Consider the following 15591-nt stretch of genomic DNA (forward strand, 5'->3'; position numbering starts at 1 on the left):
AGGAAACACTAGCAAATAACCCGCCAAAAAAAGGCAATATGTTAGAATGTCACCTTTATATCAAAAAAATCTTTAGTTTTGTAGCATGAATGCACCCTTGGCAGAACGCTTACGTCCGAAGAAATTGACCGATTACATCAGTCAATCACACCTTATTGGACCCAATGGGGCATTGACCCAAGCTTTAAAGCAAGGATTGATTCCGTCTATGATTTTTTGGGGTCCACCAGGCATTGGAAAAACAACCCTTGCCACCATTATTGCCACCGAATCCGATCGACCGTTTTACACCTTAAGTGCCATCAGTTCGGGTGTTAAAGATGTACGGGAAGTCATTGAAAAAGCAAAACAAAGTGGCGGGTTATTTACCACCAAAAATCCCATTTTATTTATAGATGAGATCCATCGTTTTAGCAAATCCCAACAAGATTCACTGCTGCAAGCCGTTGAAAAAGGCTGGGTAACGCTGATTGGAGCGACTACGGAAAACCCAAGTTTTGAGGTTATCTCTGCCCTGCTCTCTCGTTGTCAGGTCTATACCTTAAAACCATTTGACACCAACGATTTAGACGCTCTTTTAAAACGTGCAATTGAAACGGATGAACTCCTTTCACAAAAGAAAATTAAACTTCTAGAAACCGAAGCCTTGCTACGATTGTCAGGTGGCGATGCTCGGAAATTATTGAATATCTTTGAATTGATTGTCAATTCGGAGACTGCTACCAAGGTGACCATTACCAACCAATTGGTTTTAGACAAAGTTCAGAACAGTACGGTCTTATATGACAAAACAGGCGATCAGCATTACGATATCATTTCGGCCTTTATTAAATCCATTCGTGGAAGCGACCCAAACGGCGCTGTTTATTGGTTAGCCCGTATGTTGGAAGGTGGCGAAGATGTGAAATTCATTGCACGCCGTCTGCTTATTTTAGCAAGTGAAGATATTGGAAACGCCAACCCAACCGCTTTGGTTTTGGCAAATAGCACCTTTCAATCTGTTGCCGCCATTGGAATGCCCGAAAGTCGGATCATCCTAAGTCAATGCGCCACTTACTTGGCCTGTTCACCAAAAAGTAATGCGGCCTATGCCGCCATCAACCAAGCGATTGATGTGGTGAAAAATACAGGGAATCTGGCAGTGCCCTTGGACATTCGGAATGCACCTACGAAACTAATGAAAGATTTAGGCTATGGTGAGTCTTATAAATACGCCCATAATTACGATCTGAATTTTGTGGAGCAAGAGTTTTTACCTGAAGGCATCGAGAGTACACAATTCTATAAACCTGGAAACAATGCACGCGAAAATACACAACAAGAATTTTTAAAAAAACGTTGGAAAGACAAGTATAATTCCTAGCGTTGGATGTTCAAGGCTTCAATCGAAGTCTTTCCATTTTCGACATATTCACGAACCCAGTTTTGTCCACGTTTATAAATAATACCTTCTTGCCCGTCAATGATGTAAACATTCTCAAACAGCGTTGCATGCGCGGAGTATTTAACAGTTTTTGAAACGCCATCTATGAAATCATAACCCGAATTGGTTTGCTTTATGAGCAACCCCGTTGCCTGCTCAATAGCTGGGACAGACTCCATAACTTCTTGAGCTGCTACTTTTTCTTCTATGACTTCGGTGACGATTACAGAAGCAGGTTCAACAATCATTGGCTCTGGTGTTGTTGTTTTTGGGATTGGTATCACCGTTGAAGCGTTAGAACCATTATATGCATAATTAAACTCGCTTAATTCAAAAGCGTCACGAAGTGCTTCATGATACGCTTTTTGATATTCTTTCAATTTTGATTTTCCAATCTCCGAAGAGAAAACAACCGTGTTTTTACAATTGGTCAATACCAATTGGAGTTTCGTTGTTAACAAGCCTTTAAGCCTAACCACATTTGCATTTAACATCAGACAGTTGTTTTGAGCTAAATCCATTGGGTAGTTATCCGATTTATTCAAGACCGTAAACCCCTTTTTTTTAAGTAAAAAAAATGTTAGCGAATTCAATTGATATTGATCGTTTGATTTTAAAAAATCAAATTTTTCAGGGACTGAAACGTACTTGTAATCGTTGAGACTCATTTGAGCCCATGAACTCATGTTGACACTTAATGCTAGAAGAAAAATATAAATTTTAGTTTTCATTGTTTTTAAATATATAGTTAAAACCTAATTGTAAAGATACACTTTGTGATTTAGCCAAGTTTTGATAATCCAATAAATTATCGGCCATGATGTAAAATTGTACGGCTCCTACGGCGGCAGACATCCCAAGTCCAACGTTTGTAAATGAATATGCATCCACAGTATAGGTTGTTTTGAACTGCAGACCTTTGAAGAATTTACGATAATAAAATGCCGACAGTGCCCACTGTAAATGATTGGGACGTTTCATGGCAAACAGATGTGCCCCTACTCTATTTTGAAAAGTTGGATCTGACTTGTCAAGACAATTGCATTCTTGATCTGTTTTTTTTCCAAAATTATAACTGACAGAACTGTTGAGTTTTATTGGTCTCCACTTGGTGTACGCAGTTGTGGTACTGTCAATTTCAAATAACTCATCAAACACTGTTGAAACCTCATCCCAATAATCTTGTGCCGTTTGGTCTGTGACAACCTCTGGAAACAGCGCTTGAATACCGTCATATTCTAAATACCCCTCCAGAGCGTAATTCTTAACATCCTTAGAATAATTGATAAAACCAATATCTTGAAGACTTGCATCTATCGTCCATTCTGGGGAGGGTTGGTAGGTGAACCCTAAATCGATACCCAACCCTAAATTTCCACCAAATAACAGCCGTTTTTTTAAAATAGCCAATCCCTCGTTGGCATTGGGTTCTTCCAAAAAGGAAAGCCCCGAAGTTTGTAATTTGATGTCAAGATCAAAAATATGATTCAGGGAATTATCCGCCCCCTGTACCGTCCTAAAAGACCCATTATTCTCTGTTGATGACGCCTGTGCAATGCTCGAATATATTTTACCTCTGAGGCCTACGGTCCATTTAGAATTGATTTTTTTATTAATACCCAAATGAAAAACGGATAACACCTCAGCACTTACATTCAGTTGTCCTAAATCAAAACGCCTATTTAAGTTATTATGATTTCCTTCATAAGCCAGAATAGCTAAATCTTCTGGAAAGTAGGAAAATAGATCTGATTCTTGATACATACCAAATGAAATGTAAACAAATTTATCTAAAGACGTCTGTAAGCTAAGTCCCGCCGAAAAGAATTCTAATTGTTGATTGAATCCGAAAAAATCCTTGGCATCCATTTTATAAACTACGTCTCTAATTTTTTGATTGAAATCTTTTCCATCATCGGCAAAAACATCAAATGCAGAAAATCCAGTGATGCCTGCATTAAAATGAATATGAGAGAGTAAGGGCACCCCTATATACCCTCGATGATCGACTTGAGCCCCTGGGTTTAAAAGAATTTGTTGTGGAACATCTTTAAAACCATATAAGAGTTGCTTGTTTTGCGCATGTAGGGATACAAAGACTCCCAAAAATATTAGCCACCTCATTGAGTGTATTCTAAATATAAAATCCCATTGGATATTAAGTCAAGATTTCCTTCAGAATCAGGAGTTAAAACGGAACCCGTAGCGTTGGACACCAACGTGATTGTAATCTCTAATTTAAAACTCGTTTTCAAAGCTTGCAAACTCATCGCTTCAAAAACCTCTGTGTGTTCAGTTACAAGAGGAATATGAGAAGGAGAATTGTCTATATCTATCGAAAACGAATGCTGAAGTATATCCTCTGGATCATAAAAATCCATTTTAATTTGGAAAGCTTTATTAAGACTGTTTGTAACTTCAAATACTAATTCTGCTTTTGTAAGATGGTCATGGATAAAGTCAGAAGAGAGCACTTCTAAAACAATGAGATCAGAAATGAATGGCATTTCTGTTCCCGACGCATCAAGAAAAGAAGAGGACGTTTCTTGAAACTCCATAAAATTAACGTCCATTATTGGAGTGAGAGTAATGGGAGTCGCTTGATCAAAATCCGTATCCTTAATACAAGAGAAACAAACACCTAAAACAATAATTAGGGCTAAGGGATTTTTAAAAAAAGGACAATTTTTCATAATAAAACTGGGATTTAATTATTATAATAAACGAACAAATTACAACTTTATGTTCTAAATATAATTTTTTAATTCTAATAAATGATCCACGCCAATAATATCCGCCGCTAAAGCTTCCTTGTGAAAATTATAACAAATCGCTTCCATTCCAAAATTGAGCGCCCCCATAATATCCGCTTCAAGGTTGTCTCCAATCATCAAACTTTCTTCTTTGGATGCTTTTGCCATTTGAAGCGCATGATTGAAAATTCTAGGGTTTGGTTTCTTGACGCCCACCATTTCGGAGTTGGTCACCGTCTGAAAATAATGGTCAATATTAGATTGATTTAATTTCCCATGCTGAACTTCTTTAAACCCATTGGTGATGATGTGAAGTTGATAGTTCGGTTGTAAATAATCCAAAAGCTCAATCGTTCCTGGAAACAGGTGATTAAACGTACAAAGGTGTGTGATATAATCATCCGACAATTTATGGATGATTCTTGTTGGAATATCTATTTTTAGTGCCTTAAAGGCATCATTGAGTCGCGCAAATTTTAAATTCTTTTTATCAATTTTTTCTTCTCGATACAACTTCCAATACTGTAAATTGATGGGGACATACACCTCCAAAAAGGTATTCAAGTCTATATCTAAATTGTTTAATTTAAATACCTTCTCAAAGGTCAATGCGGAGTTTTTATCAAAATCCCAAAGCGTATGGTCGAGGTCGAAAAATATATGTTTTTTATGATGAAATGTCATTCGTGGAATCGAGTATAATATTAAATAATGATTTGAAATCGGACCAACGCTTCGTTGGACTAAACGCATAGTTATGAAAGATAAATGTAAACCTACCGTTTACCTTTTTAACTTCGGAAATCGCTTTGAGTAAGGTTTCTTTTTTGTCTAAAAATGAGGAATGTTTAAGCAGTACGAAATCCATCAGTTGAAACGGGTGAATCATAAGGGGAGTTTGAATTTCATAATCTAAATCATAAAATAAAAACGGCGTACAAGTACCCGCCCTAAATCCAATTGATTCTGGATACCCCATCGTATAATCTGAATTAATTTCCAGATCAATATAATTTCGATAAGTCGATGGTAAATTAACTTTAGAAAACGAAGAACGTGCCGAGGTTGTAACGGAATTGACCACCGCATCCATTTGTCGTTTTTCGGATTTTAAAACCGCCATTGAATCTAACGCCATATACGAAGCTTTGATACCCACATTACAGTAATCAGCTACCGATTTAATTAAGGATACAAACTCCTTTTTATTGATGCTATTATTTTTATCGTAAGTGGTTAAATTACCAATTAAGAAAAACACATTAAACTTTGTTTGCGTTGTTTTTTGACGGTTAATGATCCATTTAAAATTGTCGTACGGATCTTTTTTAAATCCAAACAACACAGGAAAACGATCGTATAAAAACTTAAACCGAAACCGAAACAAATCAGATCCGATCCCTCCTATCGTTCTTAAAAATCCTTTGTTTTTAAAATAATAGGCTACAGGCACATCAATCACGGGATTGATTGAAAACTGGCGAGACTCAAATTCTTGGTTGGGATACTGTACTTGTAAGGCTGCTTTAAATTTATAAGCCCAAATATCAATTACGGGTTGGTGTAAAAAGCCCGATTGAAAAGCCAAACTTTCTTCTTTGGTAAAACGCCCATAATTATCTTTAACGTGTGGCAAATACTCTTCATATCGACTTAACAAATAAAAAGCGGCAGAGAAAATGTCAAAAGGGATGTGACTTTTTTCTCCACTACTAAAAAAACATTTGGTATCCTCCCATGGCTGAACATTCAGCTCTAAATCTGACAAGCCTTGTTCTAATAAAAGCCCATTACTTCTTATAAAAAACTCGCTTCCTAAAGGTTGTGAACCGTAAGACATTTTGAGACGGTCGTGCGCAATAAATTCTTCAATTACACTCGTAAAAGAAACAGGGATATTGAGAATTCGCGTACAGATTTGTTTAAAAACAAATCGGAGTCTCGGGGTGATTTTAGAAGTATAAACTAACAGCATTATAATAAGCTTTCATCGGCAAAACTAAAATAGTTCTTTTCTGTGACAATTATATGGTCTAAGACTTTAATATCTAAACTTTCCGCTGCTAATTTAAATTTCTCAGTTAATTGGGTGTCAGATTTACTTGGATGAAGCGACCCAGATGGGTGGTTATGCACCAGAACAATCGCGGTGGCTGAATGCTCCAAGGCTTGCTTCATCACAATGCGAACATCTACAGTCGTGCTCGTCATCCCTCCTTTACTCATCTGTGTTTTTGCTAGTATTTTGTTGGAATTATTGAGATATAAAACCCAAAATTCTTCATGAGAAAGATGTCCCAAAAGCGGGTTCATAATCTCAAACACGGAACGACTGGTATTGATTTTATCTAATTTTTTTGGATCTGTTTCGCGACGGCGACGACTGAGCTCCATAGCTGCCGCAATTTTAATGGCTTTTGCCTCTCCTATCCCTTTAAACGTCATTAGATGAACCGTTGACAATTTCCCTAAATTTTGTAAATCATGATCCACACTCGCTAAGATCCGTTTGGATAAATCCACAGCACTTTCTTGCACCCATCCAGAGCCAATTAATATAGCAATCAATTCTGAATCGCTCAAGGAAAGGGGCCCTTTATCTCTTAGTTTTTCGCGAGGTTGGTCGTCTTGAGACCAGTTTTTTATGGGGAATGATTTGGGGGACATTGTCATAAATTTTTGAGGTTATTTTATATCATTTTAAAAAATCAACTTGGGTCAGATACTTTATTTTTAAGAGCTTCAAAATCCAAGCCTCCATAACTTCCAGAACTCATGAGCAACACTGTTTTTTGAGCAAATTCTAAGGTAGTAATATAGTTTTTAAAAAGCTGAGAATCTGTGTAAATAATCAAGTCGTCACGCTCAAAAGCGGTTTCAATTTGAGTTTTACTTACGGACTCTAATTTTTTTATTTCAACGGCTTGAGGCGAATAAAACACCACCGCTGTATCTGCTGCATCCAGAGTCCCTTTATAGTGTTCTAGAAATCCTGCATTTAAACTGCTGTAGGTATGCAATTCTAAACAGGCAACCAATGGGCGTTTTGGGTATTGTGACTTGACGGCTTCCGTGGTGGCTTTCACCTTACTTGGGGAATGAGCAAAATCTTTATACACCACACAATTGGTATTTTCAGCCACCTTTTCTAAGCGCTTACTTGCTCCCGAAAAACTGGAGATCGCTTCGTAAAAATCATCTTGATCCACACCCATTTGTTGGCAAATCCATTTAGAGCCTGCAAGATTATTTAGGTTATGTGCTCCAAAAATTTCGAGCGGAAGTGGACCTTCTTCCGTCTCCAGATAAGTAACCCCATCTTCGATGGTATGCTCAGGAGTTTGGTACGGAAATTTACGAATTTGATTGTCACTTTCTTCAACGATTGTTTTCACATTAAGATCCTCGGTATTGTAAGAAATACTTCCGCCAACCGTAATGCTATTGACGAAAATTTTAAACTGTTCTAAGTAATTTTCAAAGGTCGGAAACACATTGATATGATCCCATGCAATCCCACTTAAGAGTGCAATATTAGGTTGGTATAAATGAAATTTTGGACGGCGATCAATTGGCGAACTTAAATATTCATCACCTTCAAGCACCATAAAATCGGCACCATCGGTCAGTTTTACCATCACATCAAACCCTTCCAACTGTGCGCCTACCATATAATCCACTTCAATATCGTGGTAATTTAAGACGTGTAATATCATGGCTGTAATGGTCGTCTTTCCATGACTCCCGCCAATCACTACCCGTGTTTTGTGTTTGGATTGTTCGTATAAAAACTCTGGATATGAATATATTTTTAGTCCCAGTTCCTGCGCTTTCAAAAGTTCGGGATTGTCTTCTTTGGCATGCATTCCAAGTACTACCGCATCCAAGGTTTTAGTGATTTTTTCAGAGAACCAACCAAAACTAGTTGGCAACAGTCCCGCTGCGTTTAATCGCGATTTAGAAGGCTCAAAAATGGTGTCGTCACTGCCCGTAACTTGCATCCCTTTGTAGTGAAGCGCCAAGGCTAAATTGTGCATCGCAGCACCTCCTATAGCAATAAAATGTACATTCATAGTATGAGTTTATGAGAGGTAAATATACGGATTGAGGTTAGATTTTCTTAAGGCTTTAACAATAAAATTAATTGCTTTTCTTTCAATGCGGGTTTGAAATCGGGATTTATTGAGAGGGCTTTATCAATGGAAGCACTTGCCTCAGGAATTTTGTTTTGAAGTTTGAACAACTGTACTTGAAGTACATAAGCAGCTTCTAAGGGCTCGCGGTCTTTAGAAGAAAACACATCTATATAAAATTGGATATAATTTTGTCCAATAGAGAGTTGTGTGTTATGAAGCACGCAAGCGGTAGCCACAAGAAAATGCACTGAATTGTTATGTGTATTTAAATGCGCGGCATTTGATACTTCGGGTTGAAAACACTGTAATTCCTCTATGGTATCTAACCCTTTTTTATAAAAAGTCTTTGCTAACGCCTCTCGATCTGAATTTTCATAAATATACGCTTTGGCAAAATACCCATTCGGTTTGGAGAGCTGCTCTAATTCACTGGCATAGACCATTGCCTTGTTATAACTTCCTCCTAAGAACCCAGGCAATTGTGTGTATAATTCCACCAAAGCCCAACGAATATTTATAGACTTCGGATCTAATTCTGCGGCTTTAAGAAACGACGATTTTACTTTAGAAATGAGACCGAGTGCCTTTAATTTAGAACCCTCTTTGGCGAGTTTCCCTAAGACGCCCCCATATTTATAGTGATAGGTCGCATTTCTAACATCTAAATCACGAAGTTGTTTGTAGTAGATTGCTGCTTTGTCCCAGTTGCTTTGAAAACCGTAAGCATCCCCCATCAATTCTAGCAACTCTAAATCTTGAGGGGTTTTGTCTAAATAAACCTCTAGCTTTTGAACGGCTTGAGTGTAGTTTTTGGTTTCAAATAAGGAATCAAATTCTTGAGTGTAGTTTTGACCTATTAAGAGGCATGGACATAACAAAATCAGTAAGAATTTCTTCATGCCTAAAACTTTTTAACGATTTAACATTGCCCACAAACTATCTTTGAGTTGAACAATTCCTGTTTGTGCTACCGATGAAATAAACAAATAATCAATAGGTAATTCTGCCTCCAACTCTTCAGTCAATTCTGCCTTTAATTCATCATCCAGCATGTCACTTTTTGAAATGGCAATCAGACGGTCTTTATCAAGCATCTCCGGATTGTAACGACGCAACTCATCTAAGAGAATATCGTATTGTTTTTTGATGTCATCCGCATCGGCAGGGATCAAAAACAAAAGAATGGAGTTTCGTTCGATATGTCGTAAAAAATAATGCCCCAATCCTTTTCCTTCGGCGGCACCCTCTATAATTCCAGGAATGTCAGCCATCACAAATGATTGGTAGTCTCTATATTCGACAATCCCTAAATTTGGTTTTAAGGTTGTAAATTCATAATCGGCAATTTTTGGCTTCGCCGAAGTGACTACAGATAATAAGGTTGATTTTCCAGCATTTGGAAATCCAACCAATCCCACATCTGCTAAAATTTTGAGTTCGATGGTCACATATTTTTCTTCCATCGGAAGTCCAGGCTGTGCGTAGCGTGGCGTTTGGTTGGTGGACGATCTAAAATTCCAATTTCCTAAACCCCCTTTACCGCCTTGACAAAGGATGACTTCTTCATGATTTTCTGTAATTTCAAAAAGAACTTCATTGGTGTCTGTATCTCGAAGAACGGTTCCTAAAGGCACATCAACATACACATCTTCTCCATCGGCTCCCGTACTACGACTTTTACTTCCACTGCCCCCGTGACCAGCTCTAAAGTGACGTTTGAATTTCAAGTGATGTAACGTCCAAAGATGTTCGTTTCCTCGAACAATCACATGGCCACCACGACCACCATCTCCTCCGTCAGGACCTCCTTTTGTAATAAATTTCTCGCGATGAAGGTGTACAGATCCTTTTCCTCCGCTACCAGAGCAAGCAAACATTTTTACATAATCTACAAAATTACCTTCCGTCATCTAATGAGTGTTATATTACAGCGTATTAATCACTGTATTCAATCGAACCGTGATGTCTTCTACAGACCCTACGCCATCCACGCCAAAATATTGATCCTTCGCCGCATAGTACGACTTCAAGATTGCTGTTTCTGCGTAATATATTTTTATTCTATTTCTTACGACTGTATCGTTGGCATCATCGGGTCTCCCACTTGTTTCGCCACGTTTAAGAAGACGTCCCACCAAAACCTCATCATCCACTTCCAAAGCAATCATTGCGCTAATTTGAGTGTCGTAGGATTTTAAAAGTGCATCTAAAGCTTCTGCTTGCAAAACATTTCTAGGGAATCCATCAAAAATAAACCCCTTTGAATCCAAGTTTTTAGCCACTTCTGCACTGAGCATATCAATGGTTACTTGATCTGGAACCAACTCCCCTTTATCCATAAAAGACTTGGCCAAGGTTCCTAATTCGGTTTCATTTTTAATATTAAAACGAAACACATCTCCAGTAGAAATATGAATCAAGCCATAGGTCTCTTTTAAAAAAGCGGCTTGCGTTCCTTTACCAGCACCCGGAGGGCCAAATAATACTAAATTTTTCATTTTTATTCAAACTTTAAAATGCTGACATCTAAAAAGAGTCGTTGTGAGTAACTAAAATCAGGCTGCAAAGATAATCAATTGTAAAGGTTTTGATTCGTTTTGATGACCGATTTTAGTGTTCGATTTCATATTTAAGTGTATTTTTGTAGTGTATTTATAAATTCGTTCAAGAAAATCATACTATGGAGTATTTCTCATCAAACTTCAAACTTGGTATTTTAGGTGGCGGTCAGCTCGGGAAAATGTTACTTTACACCACTCGAAAATTTGACATTCATACCTGTGTTTTAGATCCCAGCCCAGAAGCACCAAGCAAACTTGCCTGTAACGAATTCTTTCAAGGGGATTTGATGGATTATGGCACCGTTTATAATTTTGGCAAAAAAGTAAACACCCTCACCATCGAAATTGAAAATATCAATGTTGATGCCCTCAAAGCACTTGAAAAAGAAGGAGTCAATGTATTTCCTTCTTCAAAAACCTTAGAAACCATTCAGAATAAAGCAAAACAAAAATTGTTTTATATCGATCATAATTTACCCACAGCACCTTTTAAAAGGTTTGCTTATACCGATGAAATTTCCACATCCTTAGAGCACAGCAGTATTGAGTTTCCATTTGTGTGGAAAAGTGCTCAATTTGGATATGACGGCACTGGCGTGAAAATTGTGCGCTCCGTAGAGGATTTGAAAGGATTGCCAAATGTCGAGTGCATTACAGAAGATTTAATACCATTCAAAAGTGAATTGGCAGTGATTGTTGCAAGAAATGAAAAGGGGGATGTGAAAGTGTATCCTGTGGTAGAAATGGAGTTTCATCCAGAGGCCAACCAAGTCGAATATGTGTTATGCCCTGCTAGAATTTCTAAAGAAATCGCAGCCAAAGCAGAACTAATCGCCTTAAAAACATCCGCAGCATTTGAGCACGTAGGACTTTTGGCCGTCGAACTATTTTTGACACAAGACGATAAAATTATTATAAACGAAGTCGCACCAAGACCTCATAATTCAGGACACCAAACCATTGAAGCCAGTTATACCTCTCAATTTGAACAACACATTAGAGCGATTTTAGGCTTGCCAATGGGAAGCACTGAAAATAAACTCAGTGGTGTGATGGTTAATCTGGTCGGAGCAGAAGGGCACACTGGAGAAGTGGTCTATGAAAATATAGAAAAATTGATGGAGATGGATGGCGTCACGCCACACATCTATGGGAAGAAAGAAACACGACCTTTTCGGAAAATGGGACATGTGACCATCGTTCATCCAAATATCGAAACTGCACGTGAAATCGCACAACAAGTCAAACAGTCAATCAAAGTAATAAGTAAATAATATGGCACAAGTAGGAATCATTATGGGAAGCGACAGCGACATGCCTGTCATGAAAGAAGCAATTGCAATTCTTGAAGGATTTGACATCCAAGTAGAAGTGGACATCGTTTCCGCACACCGTACGCCCGAGAAGTTATTTGACTACGGATCCAAAGCGCATCAGCGTGGATTGAAAGTCATCATTGCTGGCGCTGGTGGTGCTGCACATTTACCTGGAATGATTGCCTCGTTAAGTCCATTACCCGTTATTGGGGTTCCCGTAAAATCGAGCAATTCTATCGATGGATGGGATTCTATACTATCCATTTTACAAATGCCCGGAGGAGTTCCTGTAGCAACTGTCGCCCTAAATGGCGCTAAAAATGCAGGCATCTTAGCAGCACAAATTATTGGAGCATCAGACACATGTGTTTTAGACAAAATCTTAATATATAAAGAAGGTTTGAAATTAAAAGTCCTAGAAGCATCTAAGAACATTAAATCCTAAGTTTCCCCTAAACAATTCACATGAACATACTCGATTCGCGTTTTGACACGCCTTACAATACCGCACCTTTTTCGAAAATTAAAACAGATGCATTTTTACCTTCATTTGTAAAAGCAATTGAAACGGCTAAAAAAGAAATTGATCAAATTGTTGAAAATAAAGCGGCCCCTACGTTTGAAAATACAATTGAAGCCTTGGACTATACGGGCGAACAACTCGATCGAATTTCAAGCATTTTCTTTAATTTGAATGCCGCTGAAACCAACGAAGATATTCAAAAAATTGCTCAAGAAGTCTCTCCTTTATTAACGGAGTTTTCAAATGATGTCGCTTTAAATACGGCTCTTTTTGAACGGGTGAAATCCGTTTACAACACCAAAGCATCACTTTCATTAACCGAAGAGCAAAAAACACTTTTAGATAAAAAATACAAAGGTTTTTCTAGAAATGGTGCCAACCTCAACGCCGATCAAAAAGAAATTTTGCGCGTGATTGACAAAGAGCAAAGCCAACTCCAACTCACCTTTGGTGAAAATATTTTAGCAGAAACCAACCGCTATGAACTTCTAATTACGGAAGTGTCGGATTTAGAGGGACTGCCAGAAGGCGCGATTGAAGCTGCCAAGCAAATGGCAGAAGAAAAAGATAAAAAAGGATGGTTACTCACCCTCGATTATCCCAGCTATGTGCCTTTTATGACCTACGCAAAAAATAGAAACTTAAGAAAACAACTTGCCCTTGCCTTTGGTCAAAAAGGATTCCAAAATGATAATTTAGACAACCAAGACATTGTTTTAAAAATTACACAATTACGTTACAAAAGAGCTCAACTTTTAGGATATGAAACCCATGCGCATTTTGTGTTAGAAGAGCGGATGGCTAAAACCCCTGAAACGGTGCGCACTTTTTTAGAAGACCTTTTGGAAAAAGCACAGCCGGCAGCCAAAAAAGAGTTTGAAGAACTGGAAAATTTCGCCAAAAATTTAGACAACATTGATCGTTTAGAAAAATGGGACAGTGCCTATTACTCTGAAAAATTAAAGCAAGAACGCTTCAACTTTGATGACGAACAACTGAAGCCTTACTTCAAATTAGAAAATGTGATTGAAGGGGCTTTTACAGTCGCACAAAAATTATTTGGATTACAGTTTGTACAAACGGACACTATTGACACCTATCACAAAGATGTGATGACCTATAAAGTAGAAGATTCAAAACAAAATTTAGTCGCCATTTTTTATGCAGATTTTTTCCCGAGAGCAGGGAAACGCAATGGCGCTTGGATGACCTCCTATAAATCTCAATATGTAAAAAACACTAAAAACGAAAGACCTCACGTATCTATCGTTTGTAATTTCACAAAACCGACTTCGACAAAACCATCTTTACTCACCTTTAACGAAGTGACGACACTGTTCCATGAATTTGGACACGCCCTTCACGGAATGTTAGCAGACACCATATATCCGAGTTTATCCGGCACTAGTGTAGCATGGGATTTTGTAGAATTGCCGAGTCAAATCATGGAAAATTGGTGTTATGAAAAAGAGGCCTTGGCGCTCTTTGCTAAGCACTATAAAACGGGCGAGAGCATCCCTATGGAACTTATTGATAAGATCAAGGCGGCTTCAACATTTCAACAAGGAATGCAAACCTTAAGACAGTTGAGTTTTGGCTTATTAGACATGAGCTGGCACGGAGTTGATCCAACCGAAATAACGAATGTAAAGCAGCATGAAACCGCAGCGTTCCTAGAAACGCAGTTGTTTCCAGATGTGGCAGAAAATTGCATGTCAACAGCTTTTGCACATATCTTTCAAGGGGGATACTCCTCAGGATATTACAGCTACAAATGGGCAGAAGTTTTAGATGCCGATGCCTTTGAATATTTTAAAGAAAATGATCTTTTTGATCCTGAAATTGCAGCCGCTTTCAAAACACATGTATTGAGTAAAGGTGGAACGCAAGACCCTTTAGAATTGTATGTAAAATTTCGTGGTCAGAAACCAAAAGCAGAAGCCTTGCTAAAACGGTCAGGTCTTTTGAATTAGGGTCAAAACAACCACAAAAATAAGCACTAGAATCGGAACAGATTCCACCCAAAAAGCGGTGTAATAGCGGCTTTTTTTCTTGGTGCTTTTCGCTAAAAACACTGCCAATAGAGCGACTGAGGAAATCAATATTAAAAAATTATTTTGGTTAAATTCATGTTTGAAAAACTCTAGCAAAATCGTATCTCCCAACATGGCATAGCCAATAATTTTAGTGTATGGAATTCCAATTTTTTGTGGAATAGTGGATAGATGAAGTTGGTCTGTATCCAAATCGCGAATCTCAAAAGGAAGCATCAGTATAATGACAATAAACGTGCGCTGCACCCCCAAAATCCAATGATCAAAAACGAATGTTTGTTGGGACTCTAAAACAGGTAATACCACCGTAGCCATCGCCCAAACCAATGCAATAATATAAATTTTAACCCCTCCAATAGACCTTAAGTTTTTAGGTGTTTTGACACCCATTGGAATCGCATATAAAAAAGTAATCAACCCCAAAATTACAAAGAGAATTTGACTGCTTAGCTGAAGTAGAAAAAAAATAGATGCAAATCCGATCAAACTCAACACAGACACCAATTGAATGTATTTTAATTTGGTGGTAAGAGAGCGGTAATAAAACTTTGTAAGCCCAAAATACTTGACAAAATTATACCCTGCAACAGAAGCGAAAAAAACAGCAGTATAAAAATTTATAGAGATCTCTAAACCCAACTCACACGCCGTTAAAATGCAAAATGAAAGCACGGCGAGTGCCACATGCATACTGCTATTTATATAGAAATCTAGGAAGCGTTTGAACAAAGTCATGGCACAAAAATAGGCAAACTGTTAATAACCCTTTTATTTGTTTGATAACTTTCATTTTAAGTGATTTAAAACCTTTTTAAATTCCTTAGT

14 protein-coding genes and 1 pseudogene are annotated in these 15591 nt (G+C 37.9%); 4 read left to right on the forward strand and 11 right to left on the reverse strand.

The window, feature by feature from the left end; all coding sequences use genetic code 11:
- Positions 1-85: 85 nt before the first annotated feature.
- On the forward strand, positions 86-1363 hold the full coding sequence (locus FORMB_RS03635; RefSeq protein ID WP_069676159.1) for a replication-associated recombination protein A: 1278 nt from the start codon (positions 86-88) through the stop codon (positions 1361-1363).
- On the opposite strand, the gene FORMB_RS03640 is transcribed toward FORMB_RS03635, so the two are convergent.
- The 10 genes and pseudogenes from FORMB_RS03640 to FORMB_RS03685 form a co-directional block, all read right to left on the reverse strand.
- Positions 1360-2154 (reverse strand): hypothetical protein, encoded by a 795-nt coding sequence (locus tag FORMB_RS03640; protein ID WP_069676160.1) that lies wholly within the window; start codon positions 2152-2154, stop codon positions 1360-1362. The genes FORMB_RS03635 and FORMB_RS03640 overlap by 4 nt on opposite strands.
- Positions 2144-3547 carry a DUF5723 family protein gene (locus FORMB_RS03645; protein ID WP_069676161.1) on the reverse strand — a complete coding sequence of 468 codons (1404 nt, stop codon included), beginning with the start codon at positions 3545-3547 and terminating at the stop codon, positions 2144-2146. Before FORMB_RS03645 ends, FORMB_RS03640 begins: the two co-directional genes overlap by 11 nt.
- Positions 3544-4116: a hypothetical protein gene (locus FORMB_RS03650; protein WP_069676162.1), complete on the reverse strand. Its 573-nt coding sequence runs from the start codon at positions 4114-4116 to the stop codon at positions 3544-3546. Before FORMB_RS03650 ends, FORMB_RS03645 begins: the two co-directional genes overlap by 4 nt.
- Before the next feature lie 54 nt (positions 4117-4170).
- Positions 4171-4860, reverse strand: coding sequence for a YjjG family noncanonical pyrimidine nucleotidase (locus FORMB_RS03655; RefSeq protein ID WP_069676163.1), 690 nt, complete (start codon positions 4858-4860; stop codon positions 4171-4173).
- Positions 4844-6151 carry a polysaccharide deacetylase family protein gene (locus tag FORMB_RS03660; protein WP_069676164.1) on the reverse strand — a complete coding sequence of 436 codons (1308 nt, stop codon included), beginning with the start codon at positions 6149-6151 and terminating at the stop codon, positions 4844-4846. The genes FORMB_RS03655 and FORMB_RS03660 overlap by 17 nt, the downstream gene beginning before the upstream one ends.
- Positions 6151-6849 (reverse strand): RadC family protein, encoded by a 699-nt coding sequence (gene radC, locus FORMB_RS03665; RefSeq protein WP_069676165.1) that lies wholly within the window; start codon positions 6847-6849, stop codon positions 6151-6153. The genes FORMB_RS03660 and radC overlap by 1 nt, the downstream gene beginning before the upstream one ends.
- Positions 6850-6884: 35 nt before the next feature.
- On the reverse strand, positions 6885-8249 hold the full coding sequence (locus FORMB_RS03670; protein ID WP_069676166.1) for a UDP-N-acetylmuramate--L-alanine ligase: 1365 nt from the start codon (positions 8247-8249) through the stop codon (positions 6885-6887).
- Between the two features lie 47 nt (positions 8250-8296).
- Entirely contained in the window at positions 8297-9211 is a 915-nt protein-coding gene (locus FORMB_RS03675) for a hypothetical protein (protein ID WP_069676167.1), read from the reverse strand.
- 12 nt (positions 9212-9223) lie between these two features.
- Positions 9224-10222, reverse strand: coding sequence for a GTPase ObgE (obgE, locus tag FORMB_RS03680; RefSeq protein ID WP_069676168.1), 999 nt, complete (start codon positions 10220-10222; stop codon positions 9224-9226).
- Between the two features lie 15 nt (positions 10223-10237).
- Positions 10238-10810, reverse strand: a pseudogene (locus tag FORMB_RS03685) (adenylate kinase); the annotation flags it as partial.
- Positions 10811-10992: 182 nt separating this feature from the next.
- Between FORMB_RS03685 and FORMB_RS03690 the strand changes: the two are divergent.
- The 3 genes from FORMB_RS03690 to FORMB_RS03700 are packed head-to-tail and all read left to right on the forward strand — an operon-like array spanning position 10993 to position 14685.
- Positions 10993-12147, forward strand: a complete 1155-nt coding sequence (locus FORMB_RS03690; RefSeq protein WP_069676170.1) for a 5-(carboxyamino)imidazole ribonucleotide synthase — start codon at positions 10993-10995, stop codon at positions 12145-12147.
- 1 nt (position 12148) lies between these two features.
- Positions 12149-12634, forward strand: coding sequence for a 5-(carboxyamino)imidazole ribonucleotide mutase (purE, locus tag FORMB_RS03695; RefSeq protein WP_069676171.1), 486 nt, complete (start codon positions 12149-12151; stop codon positions 12632-12634).
- 20 nt (positions 12635-12654) lie between these two features.
- Positions 12655-14685 (forward strand): M3 family metallopeptidase, encoded by a 2031-nt coding sequence (locus FORMB_RS03700; protein ID WP_069676172.1) that lies wholly within the window; start codon positions 12655-12657, stop codon positions 14683-14685.
- Here FORMB_RS03700 and FORMB_RS03705 read toward each other — a convergent pair.
- Positions 14668-15501: a hypothetical protein gene (locus FORMB_RS03705; protein ID WP_069676173.1), complete on the reverse strand. Its 834-nt coding sequence runs from the start codon at positions 15499-15501 to the stop codon at positions 14668-14670. The two genes, FORMB_RS03700 and FORMB_RS03705, sit on opposite strands and share 18 nt — an antisense overlap.
- Positions 15502-15591: the final 90 nt, after the last annotated feature.

This window comes from Formosa sp. Hel1_33_131 (assembly GCF_001735745.1).
Lineage (GTDB): Bacteria > Bacteroidota > Bacteroidia > Flavobacteriales > Flavobacteriaceae > Hel1-33-131.

Excerpts from the sequence above, each read along its gene's own strand:
- FORMB_RS03650 (WP_069676162.1), bottom strand. The coding sequence starts at position 4,116 with ATGAAAAATTGTCCTTTTTTTAAAAATCCCTTAGCCCTAATTATTGTT.
- purE (WP_069676171.1), top strand. The coding sequence starts at position 12,149 with ATGGCACAAGTAGGAATCATTATGGGAAGCGACAGCGACATGCCTGTC.
- FORMB_RS03655 (WP_069676163.1), bottom strand. The coding sequence starts at position 4,860 with ATGACATTTCATCATAAAAAACATATATTTTTCGACCTCGACCATACG.
- FORMB_RS03660 (WP_069676164.1), bottom strand. The coding sequence starts at position 6,151 with ATGCTGTTAGTTTATACTTCTAAAATCACCCCGAGACTCCGATTTGTT.
- FORMB_RS03635 (WP_069676159.1), top strand. The coding sequence starts at position 86 with ATGAATGCACCCTTGGCAGAACGCTTACGTCCGAAGAAATTGACCGAT.
- FORMB_RS03700 (WP_069676172.1), top strand. The coding sequence starts at position 12,655 with ATGAACATACTCGATTCGCGTTTTGACACGCCTTACAATACCGCACCT.
- FORMB_RS03640 (WP_069676160.1), bottom strand. The coding sequence starts at position 2,154 with ATGAAAACTAAAATTTATATTTTTCTTCTAGCATTAAGTGTCAACATG.
- FORMB_RS03670 (WP_069676166.1), bottom strand. The coding sequence starts at position 8,249 with ATGAATGTACATTTTATTGCTATAGGAGGTGCTGCGATGCACAATTTA.
- FORMB_RS03675 (WP_069676167.1), bottom strand. The coding sequence starts at position 9,211 with ATGAAGAAATTCTTACTGATTTTGTTATGTCCATGCCTCTTAATAGGT.
- FORMB_RS03705 (WP_069676173.1), bottom strand. The coding sequence starts at position 15,501 with ATGACTTTGTTCAAACGCTTCCTAGATTTCTATATAAATAGCAGTATG.
- obgE (WP_069676168.1), bottom strand. The coding sequence starts at position 10,222 with ATGACGGAAGGTAATTTTGTAGATTATGTAAAAATGTTTGCTTGCTCT.
- FORMB_RS03690 (WP_069676170.1), top strand. The coding sequence starts at position 10,993 with ATGGAGTATTTCTCATCAAACTTCAAACTTGGTATTTTAGGTGGCGGT.
- FORMB_RS03645 (WP_069676161.1), bottom strand. The coding sequence starts at position 3,547 with ATGAGGTGGCTAATATTTTTGGGAGTCTTTGTATCCCTACATGCGCAA.
- radC (WP_069676165.1), bottom strand. The coding sequence starts at position 6,849 with ATGACAATGTCCCCCAAATCATTCCCCATAAAAAACTGGTCTCAAGAC.